The organism is Aureimonas jatrophae (assembly GCF_900104035.1).
GTDB classification, from domain to species: Bacteria; Pseudomonadota; Alphaproteobacteria; order Rhizobiales; family Rhizobiaceae; genus Aureimonas; species Aureimonas jatrophae.
The window spans coordinates 67,431-87,892 of the sequence record NZ_FNIT01000007.1 but is presented as its reverse complement, the minus strand read 5'-3'; the positions used below and the strand labels follow the sequence as shown (position 1 = coordinate 87,892).

Below are 20,462 nucleotides of genomic sequence, written 5' to 3'. Positions count from 1 at the left end.
GGCTCAGTGCGCTCCGTCGAGGCGCATGGGGATGCCGGCCGCCGTCATGTGGTGCTTGGCCTCCATCACCGTGTGGGTGCCGAAATGGAAGATCGAGGCGGCGAGCACGGCGCCCGCGCCGCCTTCCCGCACGCCCGCCACCAGATGGTCGAGCGTGCCGACGCCTCCGCTCGCGATCACCGGCACGGTGACGGCGTCGGCGATGGCGCGGGTGAGCGGCAGGTCGAAGCCGGCCTTGGTGCCGTCGCGGTCCATGGAGGTGAGAAGGATTTCGCCCGCGCCGAGCGACACGACGCGCCGGGCGAACTGCACGGCGTCGATGCCGGTTCGGTTTCGCCCGCCATGGGTGAAGATCTCCCAGCGCGGTGCCTCGCCCTCGGTCGCGACGCTTTTCGCGTCGATCGCCACCACGATGCACTGGTTGCCGAACTTGTCGGCCGCTTCCGCCACGAATTCGGGCTTTACCACCGCCGCCGTGTTGATCGACACCTTGTCGGCGCCCGCGAGCAGGAGGCGGCGGATGTCGGCGACCGTGCGCACGCCCCCGCCGACGGTGACGGGCATGAAGCAGGCCTCGGCCGTTCGCGCCACGACGTCGAAGATCGTGTCGCGATTGTCGGAGGACGCGGTGATGTCGAGGAAGCAGAGCTCGTCGGCGCCGGCCGCGTCGTAGCGACGGGCGGCTTCCACGGGATCGCCGGCGTCGCGCAGGCCCTCGAAGTTCACGCCCTTCACGACGCGCCCGTCCTTCACGTCGAGGCAGGGGATGATGCGGGCTTTGAGGGTCACGGGAAAACGGCCTGTCGAAGGGGGCGACGCCGGGGGCGCCTGTGGCGCGGCTTATGCGATGCCGCGATAGAGCTCGGCAAGGGACAGGGTCAGCGCGAAGCCGTCGAGGGTGACGCTTTCGTCCGCGCCCGCCACCATCTCGGGCGAACCGAAGGCTTGCGTCTCGTCGCGCCGCCAGAGCCAGGCGCGCGGCTCGTCCTGCGACAGGACGAGATAGTGGAGGAGGGTGGGAAGCGCGGTGTACTCCGCAGCCTTCTCTCCAAAATCCGTCGCCAGCGTCGAGGGCGACAGGATCTCGGCGATGAACAGGGGCTCGCCGGTCGCAAGGTCTCGGCCGTCGCCCTCGTCCCGGTGAACCAGAACGTCGGGATAGCGGATGCCGACCGGCGTACGAACGGCATAGTCGGCTGCGGTGATGCGAAGCGAGGGATCGGTCAGGTCTCGTTTCAGGAGAAAGGCCAGCTGCAGGAAAAGCTCGGCGTGACGCCTCGAGCCGCCTGTCATCATGCCGGTGATCCTTCCCCGTACGAACTCGAGCTTACCCGCGCGGCCCTCGTTCCAGCGCAGGAAGTCGTCGGCAGTCCGGATGGTCGGCGTCTGGACGTTCATGTCACCCAACATAGCGCCGCCATTCCTGCCCCGAAAGGGCAGGGCGGTTTCACGTGAAACAGCGCTTCAGGCGGCCGCCAGCACGCGCAAGGCCTCGGCCGGGTCGAGGCGGCCGTCGTAGAGCGCGCGGCCGGTGATGGCGCCTTCCAGATGCGCGGCATCAGGCGCGGCGAGGCGGTGGATGTCCTCGATCGAGGCGAGGCCCCCGCTCGCGATCACCGGGATCGGCACGGCAGACCCGAGCGCGATCGTGGCGTCCCAGTTGACGCCCGCCAGAATCCCGTCGCGGTCGATGTCGGTGTAGACGATCGCCGCCACCCCAGCATCGGCGAAGCGGAGCGCCAGCTCGGTCGCGGTGAGTTCCGAGGCTTCCGCCCAGCCCTCCACGGCGACCCGCCCACCCTTGGCGTCGATGCCGACCACGATCTGGCCGGGAAAGCGCCGGGCGGCCTCGCGCACGAGCGCGGGATCGCGCACCGCCACGGTGCCGAGGATGACGCGCGACAGGCCGAGCGAGAGCCAGCGCTCGACGTCCTCCAGCGTGCGGATGCCGCCGCCGAGCTGGACGCGCATCTCGTCGCCGACTTCACGCACGATCGCCTCCACCGCCGCGCCGTTCACCGCGCGGCCTGCGAACGCGCCGTCGAGGTCGACGACGTGGAGATGCGTGAAACCCTGCCGGGCAAACGCGCGCGCCTGCGCGGCCGGGTCCTCGTTGTAGACCGTCGCCTCGTCCATCAGGCCGAGCTTCAGGCGCACGCAGGCGCCATTCTTGAGGTCGATCGCGGGAAAGAGGATCGGCATCACGGTCTCCAGCGCAGGAAGTTCGCGATCAGCGCCAAACCCAGCGTCTGGCTCTTCTCGGGGTGAAACTGGGTGCCGGCGCGGTTGTCGCGCGCCACGATCGCGGTGACCGCGCCGCCGTAGTCGACGCTCGCCACCACCTCCTCGGGCCGCGTCGCCACGAGATGGTAGGAATGGACGAAGTAGGCGTGGAGGCCCGTCTCGCCGGTCGCGATGCCGTCCAGCAGCGCATGGTCGCGATGCTGGCGGATCGTGTTCCAGCCGATCTGCGGAACCTTCAGCGCCGGGTCGCTCGGCACGATCGGCTCGACGTCGCCGCCGATCCAGCCGAGCCCCTGCGTCACGGTCTTCTCCAGGCCCCGGTCCGACATGAGCTGCATGCCGACGCAGATGCCGAGGAACGGCACGCCGCGCCCCTCCACCGCCTCGCGCAGCGCCGTTTCCATGCCCGGCACCGCGGCCAGCCCCGCGCGGCAGTCCGCATAGGCGCCGACGCCCGGCAGCACCACGCGGTCCGCCCGGCGCACCGCGTCCGGATCCTCGGTAACGAGAACCCGCACGCCGGTCCCGGCCTCGGCGACCGCCCGCTCGAAGGCTTTCGCGGCCGAGCGCAGGTTGCCCGAGCCGTAGTCGATGATGGCGACCGTCTCGCTCATGCACGCAGTCCCGAAGAAGGGGGATCGAAGAGGGTGCGGGCCGGGCGCGGCGGCAGCGCCACGATGGGCACCACGGCCTGCGGCGCCACAAAGCGCCGCTCGCGCCCGTAGTAGAGGATTTCCGCCTCCGGCAGATCGCGCGCCTCGAACGCCGCACGCTCGCGCCAGCCCTGCCGCTCCAGCCGCCGCGCCCGAAGGCTCGGGCCCTCCAGCGCGACGAGGACGCCGAGCAGCAGCGACAGGAGGCCGCCGATGCCGGGCGCGGCCGACAGGGCGCCGAGCAGGGGAAACGCGATCTCCAGCACCAGGGCGCCCACCGCCCACCACCAGAGGCGGTGGCTCGCGAGCCAGACCGGCGGCAGCACCAGCGCTGCCCAAGCGAACCGCTCCGGCACGAAGCGCGCCGCCTCGCTCGGCTCCGCGGCTGCCTCCCGCTCGAAGACGCGCCAGCGCGTCGTCACGCCAGCATGCCCTTGGTGGACGGCACGAGATCGGCTTGGCGCGGGTCGATTGACAGCGCCTCGCCGAGCACCCGCGCCACCGCCTTGAAGCAGGTCTCCGCGATGTGGTGCGAGTTCTCGCCGTAGAGCGTCTCGATATGCAGCGTCAGCCCCGCGTTGATCGCGAGCGCCTGGAAGAACTCGCGCACCAGCTCCGTGTCGAACGTCCCGATCTTCTCCGCCGTGAAGCGCGTGCGGAACACGAGAAACGGACGCCCCGAGACATCAATCGCCGCGCGCGTCAGGCACTCGTCCATCGCCAGATCCAGCGATGCATAGCGCCGGATGCCCCGCCGCTCGCCCATCGCCCGGCGGATCGCCTGCCCCAGCGCGATGCCGACGTCCTCCACCGTGTGGTGGTCGTCGATGTGAAGGTCGCCCTTCGCCTCGACGTCGATGTCGATCAGCGAATGGCGCGAGAGATGATCCAGCATATGGTCGAAGAAGCCGACGCCCGTCGCGACGCGCGCCCGGCCCTGCCCGTCGAGATCCACCCGAACCCGGATCTGCGTCTCCTTGGTCGCGCGCTCCACGCTCGCATCCCGCCGACCCGCCGTCTCACCCATCATCCGTCTCCACAACGCTTCGCCCCCCCATAGCGCGCAGCGGCGCGGACCAAAAGGGCGCGGGCGTTCAAGGTCGTAGCGGGGCTATCGCCCCGACCCCCATCCGGGAAAGAATTCCCGGACCCTTCTTTTCGTTTGGCGACATGTCCCGATCCGGGAGGGGTCTGCGACCCCTCCCGGATCGGGACACCTCTTCAAGAGAAGAGGGTGCAGGGACATCATGTCCCTGCCGGGTCGAGGGCGGAGCCCCGTCTTGGACCCCGAACGCCCCGCCCTTGGGGTCGCCGCGCCGCGCGCCCATATGGGCGGCGAGCGGGCGTTGGGCCCGGCGTGGATGGGTGTGATGATGGACAGGCATGATCCGGCGATGATGTACGGGACGACGATCGTCACGGTGCGCAAGGGCGGGCGTGTCGTGGTGGCGGGCGACGGGCAGGTGTCGCTGGGCAACACGGTGATGAAGGGGAACGCGAAGAAGGTCCGGCGGCTCGGCAAGAACGGCCAGGTGATCGCGGGCTTCGCGGGCGCGACGGCGGACGCGTTCACGCTGCTGGAGCGGCTGGAGGCCAAGCTCGAGCAGTATCCCGACCAGCTGACGCGCGCCTGCGTGGAGCTGGCCAAGGATTGGCGCACGGACCGCTATCTGCGGCGCCTCGAGGCGATGATGATCGTGGCGGACCGGAACGTGACGCTGACGCTGACCGGCAACGGCGACGTGCTCGAGCCCGAGAACGGGGTGATCGCGATCGGCTCGGGCGGCAACTACGCTCTGGCGGCGGCGCGCGCGCTCGCGGACACGGATCTCGAAGCCGAGGAGATCGCGCGGCGCGCCATGCGGATCGCGGCCGAGATCTGCATCTACACCAACGACAACGTCGTCCTGGAGGCGATGGACGCGGTGTGACGCGGCACTACTGAAGCGGCGAGACGCCGATCAGCCACTGGTGCAGGCCGAGGAGGAAGGCCAGGGCGAGGCCGAGGCCGACCACCATGGCGATGGCGTCGCCCTTGGTCGAGACGGGACCGGCGACGGGCTGGGGCGCACGGCGGAGCGAGGCGGCATAGTCCGCCGCCGCCCACAGGAGAAAGGCGCCGAACAGGACGACGTTGGCGGTCTCGCCGTTGGCCAGGAGGTGGCCGAGCGCCCAGATGCCGATGCCGAGCACCATTGGGTGGCGGGCGGCGCGCTTGATGCGGCCCGCCGGCGCATAGGCGCTGACGACGAGCACGAAGCCGATCGGCACGAGCAGCAGCGTGAGGTGGCGCAGGCCCGTGGGCGGGATCCAGACCATGCCGGACGCGGCCAGGGCGTCGCCGTAGCCCTGGCCGATCAGGATGAGGCCGGCAAGCGAGACCGCGGAATAGAGCCCCTTGTAGGGACCCTCGCCGAGCCGCGCGAGCAGCGCGGCGCGCGGCGCCTCGCCCGCGATGCGCAGCGAATGGGCGCCGACGAACAGCACGAGACCGAGAACGAGAAGAAGCATGAACCGACCCTGCCGCGTTGCGCCGCGCGGCGAGAATGGTTCCAAATCGGGAAACCGGCAAGCGGGCGGGTGCGCAAGGGACGGTTCGGGCGGCTCGCGGTTCGGGGCGGATGCCCTAGCTTTTTCCGCGCATGACGAAGATCGCCGCCGAACCCGCCGAGTCCCGCTTTCGCCGCCTGCGGCGCCGGCTCGACGCCCTCTACAACTCCGACCACCCGAAGGCCCTCCGGTTCCAGGCGGCGATGGCGGCGATCGATGTCCTGATCATCGCCTTCTTCATCCTGAGCCCCCTGATCGAGAACCGGCGCACCTTCCTGTGGCTGGACTACGCGGCGGCGCTCGTGGTGGGGCTCGACCTTCTGGCGCGGGCGCTGGTCGCGCCGCGCCTGTCGCGCTGGCTGCGGCGACCGACGGTCTGGATCGATCTTCTCGTGCTTCTGACGCTGGTGGCGCCGAGCTACTTCTTCAGCCTCGGCTTCCTGCGGGTCCTGAAAATCTGGACGCTGTCGCACAAGGAGGTGCTGTGGCGCCCGGTGCGCCGCAGCCGGTGGCGCGCCTACGAGGATGCGGCGCGCGCCCTGATCAACCTCGTCACCTGCCTCTTCGTGATCACCGGCTTTGTGTACACGGCGTTCGCGCGGCCGGGCTCGGGCGTCGAAGGCTATGTGGACGCGCTCTACTTCACGGTGGCGACGGTGACGACCACGGGCTTCGGCGACATCACGCTGCCGGGGGTGGCCGGCAAGCTGACCTCGATCGTGACCATGATCGTCGGCATCTCGCTCTTCGTGCGTCTCGCGCAGGCCGTGTTCCGCCCCTACAAGGTCTTCTTCCGCTGCCCGCGCTGCGCGCTCGAGCGCCACGAGCCGGATGCCGTCCACTGCAAGGCCTGCGGCCATCTGCTGGCGATCCCCGACGACGGCGATTGACCGCTGGCACCCGTCGGATCCGAGGCGAGCGCGCAAGCCCGGCGCCTCGAAACGGGGCATACCCTGGCGCGAGAGCAGGCATCGCGCCGTGTTCTGCCGCTCGCGCAGGCCGATCGGAACATTCTGCCTTCGCGCTCGGTCTTGGCGCTTGTATCCCTCCGCCGGCTCGGTTCTTTCCCGCCTGTTGTATCGACAAAGGAAGGAAGCCGTATGAAACGGACCTGGATGATGGCCGCCCTGCTGGCGGCGACCGCGATGACCGTCACGCCGGGCGCGGCCCAGGATGGCGCGCCGATGGCGCCCAAGGTCTTCGTGATCACGATGTTCGGCGACGAGGCCAAGCCCTGGCTCGCCAACGAGAACCTGACGGATGTCATCAAGGTGCCGGGTCTGTCGGCCGAGTATCCCGAGGTCCACTGCGGCACCGAGGGCCTGTGCCACATGACCACGGCGATGGGTTTCGCGAACGCGGCGAGCTCGGTCTCGGCGCTGGTCTACAGCGGCCGGTTCGACCTGTCGCAGACCTATTTCCTGATCGCCGGCATCGCGGGCGTCGATCCCGACGATGGCACGCTCGGCTCGGCGCACTGGGCACGCTATGCGGTGGATGGCGGTCTGCGGCACGACATCGATGCGCGCCAGATTCCGGCGGGCTGGAGTTCGGGCGCGCTGGCGCTGGGGGCGAAGGCGCCAGGTGAAAAGGCGACCTGGGGTTCCAAGACCGAGCTGTTCCAGTTGAACGAACCGCTTCTCCAACGCGCCTACGCGCTGTCGAAGGATGTCGAGCTTCTCGACGGCGACGCCGCCAAGACCTATCGCGCGACCTACGGCAAGGGTCCGGGAAGCGCGGCGCCCGCCGTCTCGATCTGCGATACCCTGTCCAGCGACACCTACTGGCACGGCCAGCGCCTGGCCGATGCGATGGCGGAGCTGGTGAAGACCGCGACCGACGGCCAGGGCAACTACTGCACGACGCAGATGGAGGACAACGCCACGCTGACCGCGCTCCAGCGCGGCGAGCAGGCGGGGCTGCTCCGGTTCGACCGGGTGGCGCTTCTACGCACCGCCTCCAACTTCGATCGCGAGCCGGAGGGCGGCGATGCCTACACGTCGCTCAAGGCCCGCTCGGGCGGCTTCCCGCTCGCCACCGAGAACGCCTATCGCGTGGGTCACGCGCTGACCGCCGATATCCTGGCGAACTGGGACCGCTGGTCCGCTGGCGTTCCCGCGCAGTAAACGTTGGAAACAAGCGCCCCGGCTTCGGCGCGGGGCGCAGCCGGGCCCCTAGATCCGGAACGGGCGCATCAGGAGACGCCAGGGGCCGAGCACGAAGCGCGCGACGTTGTTCTGGCGCGTCCAGCGGTTGAAGCGCATGTTGCGCTTGGTGGCGAGAAGCATCTGCATCTTGCGCCGGTGGTTGGGCGGCAGGAGCGGCAGGACCTCCTCGAGGTCGGCCAGGGTCTGCCGGTGCAGCGCCTCGTTGTTGGTGCGGGCCGCGCGGTCGAGCTCGCCGCGAAGCAGCCGCAGGAAGCGCGGCGCGATGAGGTGGCTCACCGGGTTCGTGTCCCAGCTCTCGTCGGCGCCGAAGGTTTCCACGAGCTTGCGCATGTAGATGAGGCGCGAGCGCGCCATGCGCGGCGTGAACGAGGTGGAGCCGGGATAGATGCACCAGAACGACAGGGCCTTGGGCACGAACTCGTTGCGCCAGCCCGCATGGAACAGGCGCAGGAACAGGTCGTCGTCCTCGTAGCCCGACAGGCGCTCGTCGAAGCCGCCCACCGCCTCGAAGGCGCGGCGCCGGATCAGGCTGGAGGAGGGCAGGATGAACATGTCGTCCGCCAGCGCCTCGGCGAGGCGCGTCTTGGGGTGCTCGTGGTGCAGCTTGGCGAGAAGCTCGCGCGTCTTCAGCCGGGCGTGGCGGTCGCAATGGTCGAGGTCGCTGTAGACCCAGCCGAGCCGCTCCAGCCGGTCCGCCTCGAAGGGCTTGCGCAACTCCTCCAGGTGGTCGGGATGCCAGCCGTCGTCCTGGTCGAGAAGCGCGATCAGGGCGGAGCGCGACTCCCGGACGCCGAGGTTGCGCGCCGAGGATTGTCCGCCGTTCTCCTTGCGCACGAGCCGGATCAGCGGGAACTCGGCCGCCAGCCGCTCCACGATCGCGGCGCCCCCGTCGCTCGAGCCGTCGTCCACCACCAGGAACTCGTCGGGCAGAAGCGTCTGGGCCAGCACCGTGCGCACCGAGCGCTCGATGAACTCGGCGCCGTTGTAGAGCGGGATGATCGCAACGATCGACAAGTCGGGGGACGCCGGATCGGAAGGCGACAGATCGGTGGGCATGGGAACTCCGTTCACGCAACGACGCCCACCGCCGGTTCCGGGACGAACGCGCAGGGGACCCCGGAAAACCGCCGGCGGGCCGGTGCTCGAACCGCAACAGGGGGGAACGCGGATCGGCGCCCCTTTCCGCCATCCCTACCGGGACGCCCGGCCCGCGGCAAGGGTCGGACCGGCGGCCCGAACCGGCACCCCGACGCAAAAAAGACCGACATCCGGTCTGGGATATCGGTCTTTTCTGAAATCATGGTGGAGCCAATCGGGATCGAACCGACGACCTCTTGAATGCCATTCAAGCGCTCTCCCAACTGAGCTATGGCCCCGTTGCCGCCCCTGGTGCGGCATCCGACGAAGGCCCTTGGGTGCGGCCCCGTCGTCGTGTGGCGGCTAGGTATGCGATGCCGGGGGGAAGCGCAAGCTAAAAAATCCGGCCCGCGCGTCCCCCCGTCGGATCAGGCGTCGTCGTCCTCGCGGCCGCCGCCGATGATGTCGGTCATGTCGCCGTCCTCGTCCTCGTCGGTCTCGAGGAACGTGTCGTCGTCGTCGCTATCGTCGTCCGCCACGTCGTCGTCCTCGTCGCCGTCGACGTTCGGCAGGTCGGAGCCCTTGGCGTTCGCGTCCTCGTCGTCCTCGACCTCCGACAGCGAGACGGTCTCCTCGTCGCCGTCGGCGACCTCCGTGGTCTCCTCGGTCTCTTCCTCCTCGCGCTCCTCGGCGCGCGACACGCGCGAGGCCGTCGCCTTCACGGTCTCGAAGTACGAGAGCGGATACTCCTTGCCCGTGAAGGGCGAGACGATCGGGTCCTTGTTGAGGTCGTAGAACTTGCGGCCCGTTTCCGGGTCGACGCGCTTGGTGCCGAGTTCGGGTTTTGCCATTCGTGTGTCGCCTTCGTGGGGGTCGCCTGGGAGAGTTTCGCGCGGCCAAGACCCGAGGCCAAGCCCATCGCGGTGGGTGCCGGGCCCTTCGCGGGAGGGGACGCGCAGGCACGCAGAGGACTCGATCAGGATCGGTCGGGTCCCATACGGCGTCGGCCAGGGCTTGTCAAAAGACGCTTTGGCCGGCCCGGCGTCCATGATAGGCGGGCGCCGAACCCCCTGGCGCACGGGGCCCGCCCCGGCTCCGCGCGCCCCGTCCGACCCCGTCCGGGAGCCCGCCCATGACCGCCGACCACGAGAGCCCGCCCCGTCCGCTTGCCGCCCGCCGAACCGGCGCGCTCCAGGGGACGGTGACGGTTCCGGGCGACAAGTCCATCTCGCACCGCGCCTTTCTGTTCGGCGGACTGGCGGCCGGGCGCACCCGCGTCACGGGGCTGCTCGAGGGCGAGGACGTCCTGGCGACGGGCCGCGCGATGCGCCAGATGGGCGCCCGGATCGAGCGCGACGGCGAAGCCTGGGTGATCGACGGGGTTGGCAACGGCTGCCTGCTCGAGCCCGAGGGCGTGCTCGACTTCGGCAACGCGGGCACCGGATCGCGCCTCACCATGGGTTTGGTGGGCACCTACAACTTCTCCGCCACGTTCGTGGGCGACGCCTCGCTGTCGGGCCGGCCCATGGGCCGCGTGCTCGACCCGCTCCGCGAGATGGGCACCCAGGTCCTGGCCCGCTCGCGCGACCGCCTGCCGCTGACCCTGCAGGGGCCGCCGGTGGCCGCCCCGATCCGCTACCGCGTGCCCATGGCCTCGGCGCAGGTGAAGTCCGCCGTCCTGCTCGCGGGCCTCAACGCGCCCGGCATCACCACGGTGGTGGAGCCGGTGATGACGCGCGACCACACGGAGCGGATGCTGGAGGGCTTCGGCGCGCGCGTCGAGGTCGATACGGACGCGGCGGGCGTTCGCACGATCCGTCTCCACGGACAGGGCGAGTTGCGCGGCGTGCCGGACTTCGTGGTGCCGGGCGATCCGTCCTCGGCGGCCTTCCTCGTGGTGGCGGCCCTGATCACCCCGGGCTCCGACGTCACGATCCGCAACGCGCTCATGAACCCGACGCGCACCGGGCTCATCCAGACGCTGCGCGAGATGGGCGCCGCGATCGAGATCCTCGACCCGCGCGTGTCGGGCGGCGAGGAGGTCGCGGACCTGCGCGTGCACCACTCCGCTCTGCGGGGCGTCGACGTGCCGGCCGGTCGCGCGCCCTCGATGATCGACGAATACCCCGTTCTCGCCGTGGCCAGCGCCTTTGCGGACGGCACGACGCGGATGAACGGGCTGGAGGAGCTGCGCGTCAAGGAGAGCGACCGTCTGGCGGCGGTCGCGGCGGGGCTCGAGGCGAACGGCGTCCGGCACCAGGAGGGGCCGGACTGGCTCACTGTGACGGGCCGACCGGACGGCTCCGGCCTCGGCGGCGGGCGGGTTCTGACCCATCTCGACCACCGCATCGCCATGAGCTTCCTGGTGATGGGGCTGGCCACCGAGAAGCCCGTGGCGGTGGACGACGCGCGCATGATCGCGACGAGCTTTCCGGAGTTCGAGGGGCTGGTCGCGACGCTCGGCGGTACGCTGGAGCCGGTGGGGTGACGACGCCGCTGGCGGGCGCACTGCTTCTTCTGTTCTTCGCGCCGCTCGCCTTCATCTACGGCCGGAGCCTCGCGGGCCGGCTTCACGCGCAGGCCGCCGTGCAGCAGCGGTCCGCGCTCGTGCTCATGCTCCCGAAGCTTGTGCTGCCGACGCTGGTGGCGGCAGCGCTCGCGGTCCGCTTCTCCGGCACCCTTCCCGAGAACTGGCCCGTCACCGTGCCGAGCCCGACGCTTCGCGCCGCCTTGAGCGCGCTGTGGACGCTGGGCTCGGTGGCGGGCATCCTGTTCTTTCTCGCGATCCCCTTCGTCCTCGGGCGGCTCGTCGCGCTGGTCGCCGTGGCATCGGGATGGTTCACCGGAGTGCGCGACGAGCCGTTGCGCTTCGGCACGAGCGGCTACAAGAACGAGGACGAGCCGGGCGAGACGGGTTTTCGCCAGGCGAGCCGCAGGGGCGTGGACGAGGGGAGCGGACCGAATGACTGATCCTTACGTGATCGCGATCGACGGACCGGCCGCCGCCGGCAAGGGCACGCTCGCCAAGCGCCTCGCCGAGCACTACGGCCTCGGCTATCTCGACACGGGGCTCCTCTACCGCGCGGTGGGACGGCTTGCGCGCGAGCGCGGCGTCGACCCAGACGACGCCGAGGCCGCGGGCCGGCTCGCGCGCGAGCTCGTGCCGAGCCATCTCGACGACGGATCCTTGCGCGGCCACGAGGCGGGCGAGTGGGCGAGCCGCGTGGCCGCGCACCCGTCCGTGCGCACGGCGCTCACCGACTTTCAGCGCGACTTCGCCCGCCGCCCCGGCGGCGCCGTGCTGGACGGCCGCGACATCGGCACCGTGATCTGCCCGCAGGCACCGGTGAAGATCTTCGTCACCGCGAGCGCGGAGGTGCGCGCGCGCCGGCGCACCGACGAGCTCCTGGCCAAGGGGCGGGGCGTCGACTACGCGCAGATTCTCGATGAGGTCCGCCAGCGCGACGCGCGCGATTCCGGCCGCAGCACCGCGCCGCTGCGCCCCGCCAGCGACGCACGCTTGCTGGACACCAGCGACTTGGATATAGAAGCGGCGTTCCGGGCGGCTTGCGCGATCGTCGACGCATCGCCACCTAGGATCCCGTAAGGCTCGACGGCCGGCTTCGCACAGGAGCGGGCGGCCGGGCCGCATTCGCATGACACCGCCGCCGGCCGGTCCTCGCGCCGAGTGCGGACGATCTTCCCGATGGAGGCCTCGTCCGCTTGTTCCCGCCCTTCCGGCCGGAACGGGACCGCCGATCCGGCATCCGCAACACGAACCGAAGGCGCCCGTCCCCCGATCCGCGCCCGGCGCGTCCTGGGGACCTTTAGGAGAACGAATGTCCAACGCAGCAGTTTCGCGCGACGATTTCGCCGCGCTTCTCGAAGCCTCGTTCCACGAGCAGGATGTCGCCGAAGGCGCCGTCGTCAAGGGAACCGTGGTCGCGATCGAGAAGGACATGGCGGTTATCGACGCCGGTCTGAAGGTCGAGGGCCGCGTGGCCCTCAAGGAGTTCGGCGGCCGCGCCACCGAGCTTCAGGTCGGCGACACCGTCGAGGTGTATGTCGAGCGCATCGAGAACGCGCTGGGCGAGGCCGTCCTGTCGCGCGACAAGGCGCGCCGCGAGGAGAGCTGGGTCAAGCTCGAGGTCAAGTTCAACGCCGGCGAGAAGGTCGAAGGCCAGATCTTCAACCAGGTCAAGGGCGGCTTCACGGTCGACCTCGACGGCGCCGTGGCCTTCCTCCCGCGCTCCCAGGTCGACATCCGCCCGATCCGCGACGTCGGCCCGCTGATGAACACGCCGCAGCCGTTCCAGATCCTCAAGATGGACAAGCGCCGCGGCAACATCGTCGTGTCGCGCCGCACGGTCCTCGAAGAGTCGCGCGCCGAGCAGCGCTCCGAGATCGTCCAGAACCTCGAAGAGGGTCAGGTCGTCGAGGGCGTGGTCAAGAACATCACCGACTACGGTGCGTTCGTCGACCTCGGCGGCATCGACGGTCTGCTCCACGTCACCGACATGGCGTGGCGCCGCGTGAACCATCCGACCGAGATCCTGCAGATCGGCCAGACGGTGCGCGTCCAGATCATCCGCATCAACCAGGAGACGCACCGCATCTCGCTGGGCATGAAGCAGCTGGAAGCCGATCCTTGGGAAGGCATCGGGGTCAAGTACCCGATGGGCGTCAAGGTCACGGGTCGCGTCACCAACATCACCGACTACGGCGCCTTCGTGGAACTGGAGCCGGGGATCGAGGGCCTGATCCACGTTTCCGAGATGTCGTGGACCAAGAAGAACGTCCATCCCGGCAAGATCCTGTCGACCTCGCAGGAAGTCGAAGTGGTTGTGCTCGAGGTGGATCCGGTCAAGCGCCGCATCTCGCTCGGCCTCAAGCAGACGCTCCAGAACCCCTGGGAAGCGTTCCGCGACCAGTTCCCGGTCGGCACGATCGTCGAGGGCGAGGTCAAGAACAAGACCGAGTTCGGTCTGTTCGTCGGTCTCGAGAACGACGTCGACGGCATGGTGCACCTCTCCGACCTCGACTGGAACCGTCCGGGCGAGCAGGTCATCGAGGAGTACAACAAGGGCGACATGGTGCGGGCCCAGGTTCTCGACGTCGACGTCGAGAAGGAGCGGATTTCGCTCGGCATCAAGCAGGTCGGCGGCGACAGCTTCGCCACCGCGGCCGAGAGCGGCGAGATGCGCCGCGGCTCGATCGTCACCTGCGAGGTCACGAGCGTGAACGAGGGCGGCATTGAGGTCCAGATCGTGGACACCGACCTGTCGGCCTTCATCCGTCGCTCCGACCTCGGCCGCGACCGCGACGACCAGCGCCCGGAGAAGTTCCAGGTCGGTCAGAAGGTCGATGCGCGCATCACGCAGTTCGACAAGAAGGCGCGTCGCGTCGGCGTGTCGATCAAGGCGCTGCAGATCGCCGAGGAGAAGGAAGCCGTCGCGCAGTACGGTTCCACCGACTCCGGCGCCTCGCTCGGCGACATCCTCGCCGCCGCGATGAACAAGCGCGACACCGAGTAAACCGCGCGACGCCCTCGGGCGTCCGGGTTTCACGTGAAACACGAGCCCGCGCCGGGAGACCGGCGCGGGCTTTTTCATGACAAGGCCGGTGCGCACCGGACGCTGCGGCGACCGCAAACATCGGCACTCCCGCGATCGACGGTTGACAGATTGGCATCACCCGCCGACCCGCGACCGTTCGGATTGTCTCGAAGTCTGGTAGCCGGGAAAGATCCTCGTTAGGAAACATATGGCACGATAAGAGATGCGGCGACACCAAACGGGCGGGACAGATGGGTCTGATGCGCCATGACCTGAGCGAAACGCTGGACCTGATCGGCGAGGCCAGCGTCGACGGCACGCTCTGGCGCGAGGTGACCGAGCGGGTTCTTGAACACACGCGCGCCGCTGCGGGCGCGATCTACGTGCAAAGCCGCCAGCCGGAGACACCGAGCTTGCCGCCGACCGAGTTCGGTCACATGCTGAACTACGGCGCCGGCTGGATCGAGAGCTACTTCCAGCACTATGCCGCCGGCAATCCCTACCTGAACCGTCCCGAATTGCGGGAACCCGGCCGCATCATTACGGAGGCGGACTGCCGTGGCCCCCTCGCCGTCGGGGAACGCGAGTTAGTCGCCGACTGGCAGGAGGCGCAGGGCTTCCACCACGTGATTGCCCAGTTCCTGCAGGACCGCGACGACGGCACGTTGACCTTCGTGTTCTGGCGAGACCGCGCGGCGGGCGCGGCGTCCTCTCGCGAGCAGGCGGAGTTCGACCTACTGGCGCGCGCCGTCAACCGGGCCGTTCGCGCCGGCGACCGGCTCCGGCAGGCGACCGCCGAGCTGCGGGCCACGACCAGCGCGCTCGACCAGCTGGACGTCGCGGTCATCACGCTCGGGCCCGACGGGAGGGTTCGCGGCACGAACGGGGCGGCGGACGCCCTGCTGGCGGCGCGCGATGGTCTGGTTGCGCGCTGGGGGCGGCTCGAAGCCGCCCATGCGCAGGACCAGGGGAGCTTCGAGCGGTTCGTCGCAGACGCCCTTGCCGCCCGCGTGCGGCCCGGATCCGACGATCCGACGATCCGCCTGCGACGGGTGGGCGGTCGTCCCCCGTGGCGTTTGAGTGCCGTCGCCGTGCAACGCGGCCTTCCGACCTTCAACCTGGATCGAGGGGTGGCGGTGGTCCTGACGCTGCGGACGGACGCCGGCCCGCAGGGCGCCCAGGCGCTGGCGCGGACCTTCGATCTCACGCCCGCCGAAACGCGCCTCGCGCTGCTCCTGGTCCAGCCGCTGTCATTGGCCGAGGCCGCCTCGCAACTCGGCATCCGCCACGAAACCGCGCGTTCCCATCTGAAGTCCCTGTTCAACAAGACCGGGACGCATGGCCAGACCGAACTCGTCGTGCGTCTCCTGTCTGGGACAAAATGACACGACCTCGCGTTTTATCACGTTCACGTGATTAACCACCGTTCGGTATATCCCCCGAACGGGGGATGAAGCGAGTCTCCCTTCATGCGTGTATAGGTAAGACTTCATTATCCAGTTTTTGCGTCGAAGGGTCGCTTCCGGAGGGATGCAGGAAAGCCAGAGGAGATCGGAGGTCGAACTTCCGACAGTGGAGGACATGCGGACGGCCTGGGGCATGACCCCGGCCGAGTCGCGGCTCGCCGTGCTGATGCTTAAGCCCATGAGTTTGCAGGACGCTTCGCGTCATCTCGGCATCAGCATCGAAACGGCCCGTACGCACCTCAAGGCGCTCTTCGCCAAGACCCAGACGAACCGCCAAGCCGAGCTCGTGATCCGCCTTCTGGCGACCGCCCGGCAGTAACCTTGACGAAAAATCCCACCTCGCTTCACCCGAACGGGTGATGACGAAACACCCCTTAGTTGTGCAAGTGCGAAGGGACCGCGGATGTCCCGCCTGCCCTTGAAACCGGACTAGGATCATGAGCCAGGACTCGACCAGCCTTGTGACCGAACCAAGTCGCGCCCGCTTCCATGCGGTCGCCGACCGTTCGTCCGCAGGACGCCCCGTCCATGTCGTGACGCTTCTCGTCGCCATGCCGGTGATCGGCGCCCTGGCGGCCGCAACGGCCTGGGCGCTCGGCGGGACGGGGTGGCAGATGGGCCTGTCGGTTCTGGCGTCCTGGTTCCTGATCCAGCTGATCTACGCCGCGCAGATCGCCTTCTACGCGACCAAGTCGCGCTACATCCAGTCCGTGGAGCGGATCGAGTCCTGGTGCCACAATCTCAGCGACGAGGGCATCGCGTCGCCGGAATTCGACCGCGACGCGGACTACCGGCGTCCGCGCCGCTGAGATCGCGACGGCCCGGCTAGAGGTCGTCTCGCGCTTCCGCTTCCCCGCCCGGGCGCAGGGGGGACACGGCATCGGAGGCCGGAGACGGATCGCGCCGCTCCGGCGGGCCCGGCGGAGACCGGTGGAACGGCCCGGTGTTCTGGGCCTCGGCAGGTGAGATATCCTCCTCGCGTCGTCGGCTCATGCGACACCTCCCAGGTTTTTGTCACCAACATGCCGCTCGGCTTCGGGGTTCCCCCGTTTGCCGTCCCATGCCATGGGCAGGACGGGACAGGCAGCGGGGGGTACGCATGAACGCCACACAAACGCCGGCTCGCTTCCAACCGGTGGAGCGCGGCATGATCGCGGCGGTCGCGACGACGCTGGAGTGCCGAACGCGACCCGCGCCTCGACCCGAACCGTTGGACCTTGCAGGCTCGGTCGAGCGGCGTCCGGGCATCGACGTCGATGCCTATCTTCGTCTTTATCGGCACGTAGGCGCCGACCACCTTTGGTTCTCGCGCCTCTACATGAGCCGCGAGGAGCTCGCCGCGATCCTCGCCTCGCCCCTGACCGAGGTGCATGCCTACCGGCTGGACGACCGCGACGAGGGCATTCTGGAGCTCGACTTCACGCAGGACGGTGCGTGCGAGATCAAGTATTTCGGCGTCGCGCGCGATCTGCAGGGGACCGGCGCCGCGCGCCGCCTGATGAACGTCGCGCTGGACCGTGCCTTCGCGCACGAGGGCGTCCGACGCGTCTGGCTCCACACCAACACGATCGACCACCCGCGCGCGCTGGACTTCTATCGCCGCACCGGGTTCCAGCCGGTCGCGCAGGAGATCGAGATCGCGCCCGATCCGCGCCTCAACGGCGCGCTGCCGCGCGAGACCGCGCCGCACGTGCCGATCTTCGAGTAGTCCCCGGCCGGGTCGACATCTCGGCCCGGGAACGAGCCGTGGGACGCGGACCGCGCGTGCGCCCCCACAGGGACCGGTCTGGGCGGCCGGCGGGCGCGTCGGCCCGCGGGGCGGGATCCATCGTCCTCGGTTGGCGTCAGCGCGCGACGGAGTGGGAGAAGATGTCCTCCTCGTCCCAGCCGAGAAGATCCAGCCTGGCGCGCGTCGGGAGATAGCGGAAGCTGGCCTCGGCCAGTTCCAGCCGGTCCTCGCGCTCCAGCCGCTGGCGCAGCACCGCCATGAGGTCGTGGAGATACAGGACGTCGGAGGCGGCATAATCGAGCTGGGCCGGCGTCAGCGTCTCGGCCGCCCAGTCCGAGCTCTGCTGCTGCTTGGAGAGATCGACGCCGATCAGTTCCTTGGCCAGATCCTTCAGCCCGTGCCGATCCGTATAGGTGCGCACGAGGCGCGAGGCGATCTTGGTGCAGAAGACCGGTTCCGTCATGACGCCGAAGGCATGGTAAAGCGCGGCGATGTCGAAGCGGGCGTAGTGGAAGATCTTGCGCTTGTCCGGGTCGGCCAGGAGCCGGCACAGGTTGGGCGCCTCGCGCTGCCCCTTGGCGATCTGCACGACATCGGCGGTGCCGTCGCCCGGCGACAGCTGCACCACGCAAAGCCGGTCGCGGCGCGTATCGAGGCCGAGCGTCTCGGTGTCGATCGCGACCGCTCCCGTGTAGCGGGCGAGATCGGGCAGGTCGCCCTTGTGGACGCGGATCGTCATGGGTGTCTCGTTCGTCGGGAAGAGGAAGACGGTCTCTTACGCAAGGAAACCGGCCGGGGAAACCGTTTCCGGCGCATTTCACCGGAGCGGGCGCCACGAAACCTTTCGCGACATCGCCCCGAAACGGCGTGGGCGCACAAGAGCGACAGACCAACGCTTCCAGGACAAGCCCGATGCGCTCTTCGCTTCCCACACCCCGCAACCACCCCGCTGACGCTCTGCGGCCCCGCTGTCCCGATCCGGTGCGTTGGGGCGCCGCCTTCGGTTCCGCCGCCGGGCAGGGCTTCTCGTTCGGCGCGCCGGTCGGCCGACCGAAGGCTTCGGATTGGGGATAAGCCGGCTTATCCGTACGGGACGGTTTCGGGCAGGGCCCTGGCCTTGCCGCTCAACCGCGCCCCGAACGACAGGAGCACCGGCGCACGCACGAGAAGCGGCGCCAAGGCGCGGTGGGCCGACGGGCGGCGCGCCAGCGCCGCAAAGAGACCGGCCGCGCGGATGCGCCCCGCGAACTGCCGGCGATAGGCCCGCGCATAGCGCTCGGCTGCCGCCTCATGGCCGGACGCCGCGTCGAGGTCGGCCTCGAGAAGAACGCGCGCCAGGAGCCATCCCGACTGAAGCGCCATGGAGATGCCTTCCGCCACGACCGGATGGGCCTCGCCCGCCAGGTTGCCGGCGCGAAAGACGCCGTCCGCATGGACGGGGCGCAGGCCCGGCCGGATCGGTCCGGCGGCAAGCCAGGCACCGGCGGGTTCCGCCCCTGCCAGCGTCTCCGCAATGCCCCGCGTCGTCGCCCGGAGGTGGCGCTCGACCGCGACGCCGGCGCTTTCGCCCTCCCGGCGGATATGATCCAGCGCATCGCGGCGGATGCAGCACGACACCGACAAGCGACCGTCGTCCACGCGCACCATGCCGCCGTATCCGCCCGGGAACGCGAGAAGCGGCATGTCGCCCGCCGGCAGGCGATCGCCGCGAAAATGCGCCTTGAAGCCGAGTTCGTCGCGCGCCTCATGCCGGCGCGGCAGGTCGGTCGGCAGGTTCGAGCGCTCCCATGACCCGTTGGCCGCGATCGCGACGCGCGCCGTGATGCTGGCCTCATGCCCGGCCGCGCCCTCGAGCCGGATGCGGGTCGAGGTTCCCCGAGCGTCCGTCTCGATGCCGGTCGCCCGCATGGGTTGGAACAGCGTGACGCCGAGGCTGGCCGCGCGCTCGGCGAGGAGAAGGTCCAGCCGGTCGCGGCCCAGCGCGCGGCCGAGACCGGCGCCCGCCGGCATGGGGGCGGCCACGACGTGCCGGCCGGCCATCAGGACGACGCGGCGCACCGGAGGGCCCGCCTCGCGGTCGAACGCGGCTTCCAGCCCGAGCGCGCGCAGGACGGGGCGGCTCGTGCCCGATACGAACTCGCCGCAGACCTTGCGCCGGGGAAAGCGCGCACGCTCCACCAAGGCAACGCGCCAGCCGGCCTCCGCCAGAAGGATCGCGCTCGCCGAGCCGGCGGGGCCCGCGCCGATCACCACCGCGTCGAAGGTCGACGTGTCCCCGATCCCGGTCGTCTCGTTCGAACCGTGTCGCGTCATCGTCTGCCCTCCCGAACCGCCGCAAACCCTTGCGTGAAGGCGCCGTGCCGCCCCTCGTGGAGCGTGAAGCCCGCTGCCTCCCAATGCGCGGAGAGTTCGCGTCCGCAAAACCCGGCCCGCACGCTGGCCGGTGCATCGTGGCGCGTCACCGCGTTGGCGCCGAGCGCGCCCAGGAGGTGCGAGGCGAAAAGCGAGGCGCGGTCGCGATGGGGCTCGGTCGCGACCGTGACGGGTGCCAGCGACGACAGGAGGCCGAGAAGGCGGCGCAGCGTCTCGCCCTCGAAGTGATGCAGAAACAGGTTCGCGCAGACGCAATCGAAGCCGGCATCCTCCCGGCCCAGCGCGCCGGGCAGCGCGAAGACGTCGGCCGGAAGCGGGCGCGCGAGCCAGCCGAGCGCGACGAAGGCACGACGCGTTTCGGCGGTGACCAGATCCTGCCGGTCGAGGAGCACGATCTCGACGCCCGGCCAGCGTTTCGCCAGGCGACGCGCCAGCTGGAGCGCGAAGCGACCGTCGCCCGCGCCGACTTCGAGGATGCGGCGTGGCGGCCGTGCGACGTGCCGCTGCAGGAGGCGGGCGGCAATGGGGACGGCGAACATCAGACGGTTGACCAGCACCAGATCGCGCCGCGATCCCACCGCCAGCGGATCGGCCGGATCGAGAATATCGAGCTGCTCGGTCACGAGCCGGCGCGGCAACGGGGCCAT

Annotated in this window: 24 protein-coding genes and 1 tRNA gene; 11 read left to right on the top strand and 14 right to left on the bottom strand. The window is 69.8% G+C overall.

Going from position 1 to position 20,462, the window contains the following annotated elements; genetic code table 11:
• Positions 1–3: 3 nt before the first annotated feature.
• From hisF to hisB, 6 genes are read right to left on the bottom strand one after another with little or no spacing between them, the layout of a single operon-like run.
• The gene (gene hisF, locus BLQ76_RS15445; RefSeq protein WP_090675056.1) at positions 4–789 is read right to left on the bottom strand and encodes an imidazole glycerol phosphate synthase subunit HisF; all 786 of its coding nucleotides are present in this window, start codon (positions 787–789) and stop codon (positions 4–6) included.
• A 51-nt stretch (positions 790–840) separates the two neighbouring features.
• Positions 841–1,410 carry a Uma2 family endonuclease gene (locus tag BLQ76_RS15440; RefSeq protein ID WP_090675053.1) on the bottom strand — a complete coding sequence of 190 codons (570 nt, stop codon included), beginning with the start codon at positions 1,408–1,410 and terminating at the stop codon, positions 841–843.
• Positions 1,411–1,464: 54 nt separating this feature from the next.
• Positions 1,465–2,202, bottom strand: a complete 738-nt coding sequence (gene hisA / locus BLQ76_RS15435; protein WP_090675050.1) for a 1-(5-phosphoribosyl)-5-[(5-phosphoribosylamino)methylideneamino]imidazole-4-carboxamide isomerase — start codon at positions 2,200–2,202, stop codon at positions 1,465–1,467.
• Positions 2,202–2,858, bottom strand: a complete 657-nt coding sequence (gene hisH, locus BLQ76_RS15430; RefSeq protein ID WP_090675048.1) for an imidazole glycerol phosphate synthase subunit HisH — start codon at positions 2,856–2,858, stop codon at positions 2,202–2,204. Before hisH ends, hisA begins: the two co-directional genes overlap by 1 nt.
• Complete coding sequence (locus tag BLQ76_RS15425; protein WP_170842614.1) at positions 2,855–3,319, bottom strand: DUF2628 domain-containing protein; 465 nt, start codon at positions 3,317–3,319, stop codon at positions 2,855–2,857. Before BLQ76_RS15425 ends, hisH begins: the two co-directional genes overlap by 4 nt.
• Positions 3,316–3,924 carry an imidazoleglycerol-phosphate dehydratase HisB gene (hisB, locus tag BLQ76_RS15420; protein WP_090675358.1) on the bottom strand — a complete coding sequence of 203 codons (609 nt, stop codon included), beginning with the start codon at positions 3,922–3,924 and terminating at the stop codon, positions 3,316–3,318. The genes BLQ76_RS15425 and hisB overlap by 4 nt, the downstream gene beginning before the upstream one ends.
• Before the next feature lie 346 nt (positions 3,925–4,270).
• Between hisB and hslV the strand changes: the two genes are divergently transcribed.
• Positions 4,271–4,828 (top strand): ATP-dependent protease subunit HslV, encoded by a 558-nt coding sequence (gene hslV, locus BLQ76_RS15415; RefSeq protein WP_090675355.1) that lies wholly within the window; start codon positions 4,271–4,273, stop codon positions 4,826–4,828.
• A 7-nt stretch (positions 4,829–4,835) separates the two neighbouring features.
• Here hslV and BLQ76_RS15410 read toward each other — a convergent pair whose 3' ends face one another.
• Positions 4,836–5,408 (bottom strand): NnrU family protein, encoded by a 573-nt coding sequence (locus tag BLQ76_RS15410; RefSeq protein ID WP_090675043.1) that lies wholly within the window; start codon positions 5,406–5,408, stop codon positions 4,836–4,838.
• 131 nt (positions 5,409–5,539) lie between these two features.
• On the opposite strand from BLQ76_RS15410, the gene BLQ76_RS15405 reads away from it, so the two are divergent.
• Positions 5,540–6,337: a potassium channel family protein gene (locus BLQ76_RS15405; RefSeq protein WP_090675041.1), complete on the top strand. Its 798-nt coding sequence runs from the start codon at positions 5,540–5,542 to the stop codon at positions 6,335–6,337.
• Positions 6,338–6,547: 210 nt separating this feature from the next.
• Positions 6,548–7,573, top strand: coding sequence for a purine-nucleoside phosphorylase (locus tag BLQ76_RS15400; protein ID WP_090675038.1), 1,026 nt, complete (start codon positions 6,548–6,550; stop codon positions 7,571–7,573).
• A gap of 48 nt (positions 7,574–7,621) precedes the next feature.
• On the opposite strand, the gene BLQ76_RS15395 is transcribed toward BLQ76_RS15400, so the two are convergent.
• The 3 genes from BLQ76_RS15395 to BLQ76_RS15385 all read right to left on the bottom strand — a co-directional run bounded on the left by BLQ76_RS15395 (position 7,622) and on the right by BLQ76_RS15385 (position 9,543).
• Positions 7,622–8,671 carry a glycosyltransferase family 2 protein gene (locus tag BLQ76_RS15395; RefSeq protein ID WP_090675036.1) on the bottom strand — a complete coding sequence of 350 codons (1,050 nt, stop codon included), beginning with the start codon at positions 8,669–8,671 and terminating at the stop codon, positions 7,622–7,624.
• 244 nt (positions 8,672–8,915) lie between these two features.
• Positions 8,916–8,991, bottom strand: a tRNA-Ala gene (locus BLQ76_RS15390).
• 129 nt (positions 8,992–9,120) lie between these two features.
• Positions 9,121–9,543: a TIGR02300 family protein gene (locus tag BLQ76_RS15385; protein ID WP_090675033.1), complete on the bottom strand. Its 423-nt coding sequence runs from the start codon at positions 9,541–9,543 to the stop codon at positions 9,121–9,123.
• A 281-nt stretch (positions 9,544–9,824) separates the two neighbouring features.
• Here BLQ76_RS15385 and aroA point away from each other — a divergent pair, with 281 nt between their 5' ends.
• From aroA to BLQ76_RS15350, 7 genes are all read left to right on the top strand, one after another.
• Positions 9,825–11,180, top strand: a complete 1,356-nt coding sequence (gene aroA, locus BLQ76_RS15380; RefSeq protein WP_090675031.1) for a 3-phosphoshikimate 1-carboxyvinyltransferase — start codon at positions 9,825–9,827, stop codon at positions 11,178–11,180.
• Positions 11,177–11,662: a hypothetical protein gene (locus BLQ76_RS15375; RefSeq protein WP_090675029.1), complete on the top strand. Its 486-nt coding sequence runs from the start codon at positions 11,177–11,179 to the stop codon at positions 11,660–11,662. The genes aroA and BLQ76_RS15375 overlap by 4 nt, the downstream gene beginning before the upstream one ends.
• Positions 11,655–12,299 carry a (d)CMP kinase gene (gene cmk / locus BLQ76_RS15370; RefSeq protein WP_090675026.1) on the top strand — a complete coding sequence of 215 codons (645 nt, stop codon included), beginning with the start codon at positions 11,655–11,657 and terminating at the stop codon, positions 12,297–12,299. The genes BLQ76_RS15375 and cmk overlap by 8 nt, the downstream gene beginning before the upstream one ends.
• A 232-nt stretch (positions 12,300–12,531) precedes the next feature.
• Positions 12,532–14,226, top strand: coding sequence for a 30S ribosomal protein S1 (gene rpsA / locus BLQ76_RS15365; RefSeq protein ID WP_090675024.1), 1,695 nt, complete (start codon positions 12,532–12,534; stop codon positions 14,224–14,226).
• A gap of 281 nt (positions 14,227–14,507) precedes the next feature.
• Positions 14,508–15,632 (top strand): helix-turn-helix transcriptional regulator, encoded by a 1,125-nt coding sequence (locus BLQ76_RS15360; RefSeq protein WP_139184024.1) that lies wholly within the window; start codon positions 14,508–14,510, stop codon positions 15,630–15,632.
• A 214-nt stretch (positions 15,633–15,846) separates the two neighbouring features.
• The gene (locus BLQ76_RS15355; RefSeq protein WP_139184023.1) at positions 15,847–16,032 is read left to right on the top strand and encodes a helix-turn-helix transcriptional regulator; all 186 of its coding nucleotides are present in this window, start codon (positions 15,847–15,849) and stop codon (positions 16,030–16,032) included.
• A 118-nt stretch (positions 16,033–16,150) separates the two neighbouring features.
• Positions 16,151–16,522, top strand: a complete 372-nt coding sequence (locus BLQ76_RS15350; RefSeq protein WP_090675015.1) for a hypothetical protein — start codon at positions 16,151–16,153, stop codon at positions 16,520–16,522.
• Between the two features lie 16 nt (positions 16,523–16,538).
• Here BLQ76_RS15350 and BLQ76_RS22155 read toward each other — a convergent pair whose 3' ends face one another.
• Positions 16,539–16,706, bottom strand: a complete 168-nt coding sequence (locus tag BLQ76_RS22155; RefSeq protein WP_170842613.1) for a hypothetical protein — start codon at positions 16,704–16,706, stop codon at positions 16,539–16,541.
• A gap of 106 nt (positions 16,707–16,812) precedes the next feature.
• On the opposite strand from BLQ76_RS22155, the gene BLQ76_RS15345 reads away from it, so the two are divergent.
• Positions 16,813–17,421: a GNAT family N-acetyltransferase gene (locus BLQ76_RS15345; RefSeq protein WP_090675011.1), complete on the top strand. Its 609-nt coding sequence runs from the start codon at positions 16,813–16,815 to the stop codon at positions 17,419–17,421.
• Between the two features lie 136 nt (positions 17,422–17,557).
• Here BLQ76_RS15345 and BLQ76_RS15340 read toward each other — a convergent pair whose 3' ends face one another.
• The 3 genes from BLQ76_RS15340 to BLQ76_RS15330 form a co-directional block, all read right to left on the bottom strand.
• The gene (locus BLQ76_RS15340; RefSeq protein WP_090675009.1) at positions 17,558–18,181 is read right to left on the bottom strand and encodes a ribonuclease D; all 624 of its coding nucleotides are present in this window, start codon (positions 18,179–18,181) and stop codon (positions 17,558–17,560) included.
• 341 nt (positions 18,182–18,522) lie between these two features.
• Positions 18,523–19,755: an NAD(P)/FAD-dependent oxidoreductase gene (locus BLQ76_RS15335; protein ID WP_090675006.1), complete on the bottom strand. Its 1,233-nt coding sequence runs from the start codon at positions 19,753–19,755 to the stop codon at positions 18,523–18,525.
• A complete protein-coding gene (locus BLQ76_RS15330) occupies positions 19,752–20,462 on the bottom strand; it encodes a class I SAM-dependent methyltransferase (protein WP_090675004.1) in 711 nt (236 codons plus the stop codon). The genes BLQ76_RS15335 and BLQ76_RS15330 overlap by 4 nt, the downstream gene beginning before the upstream one ends.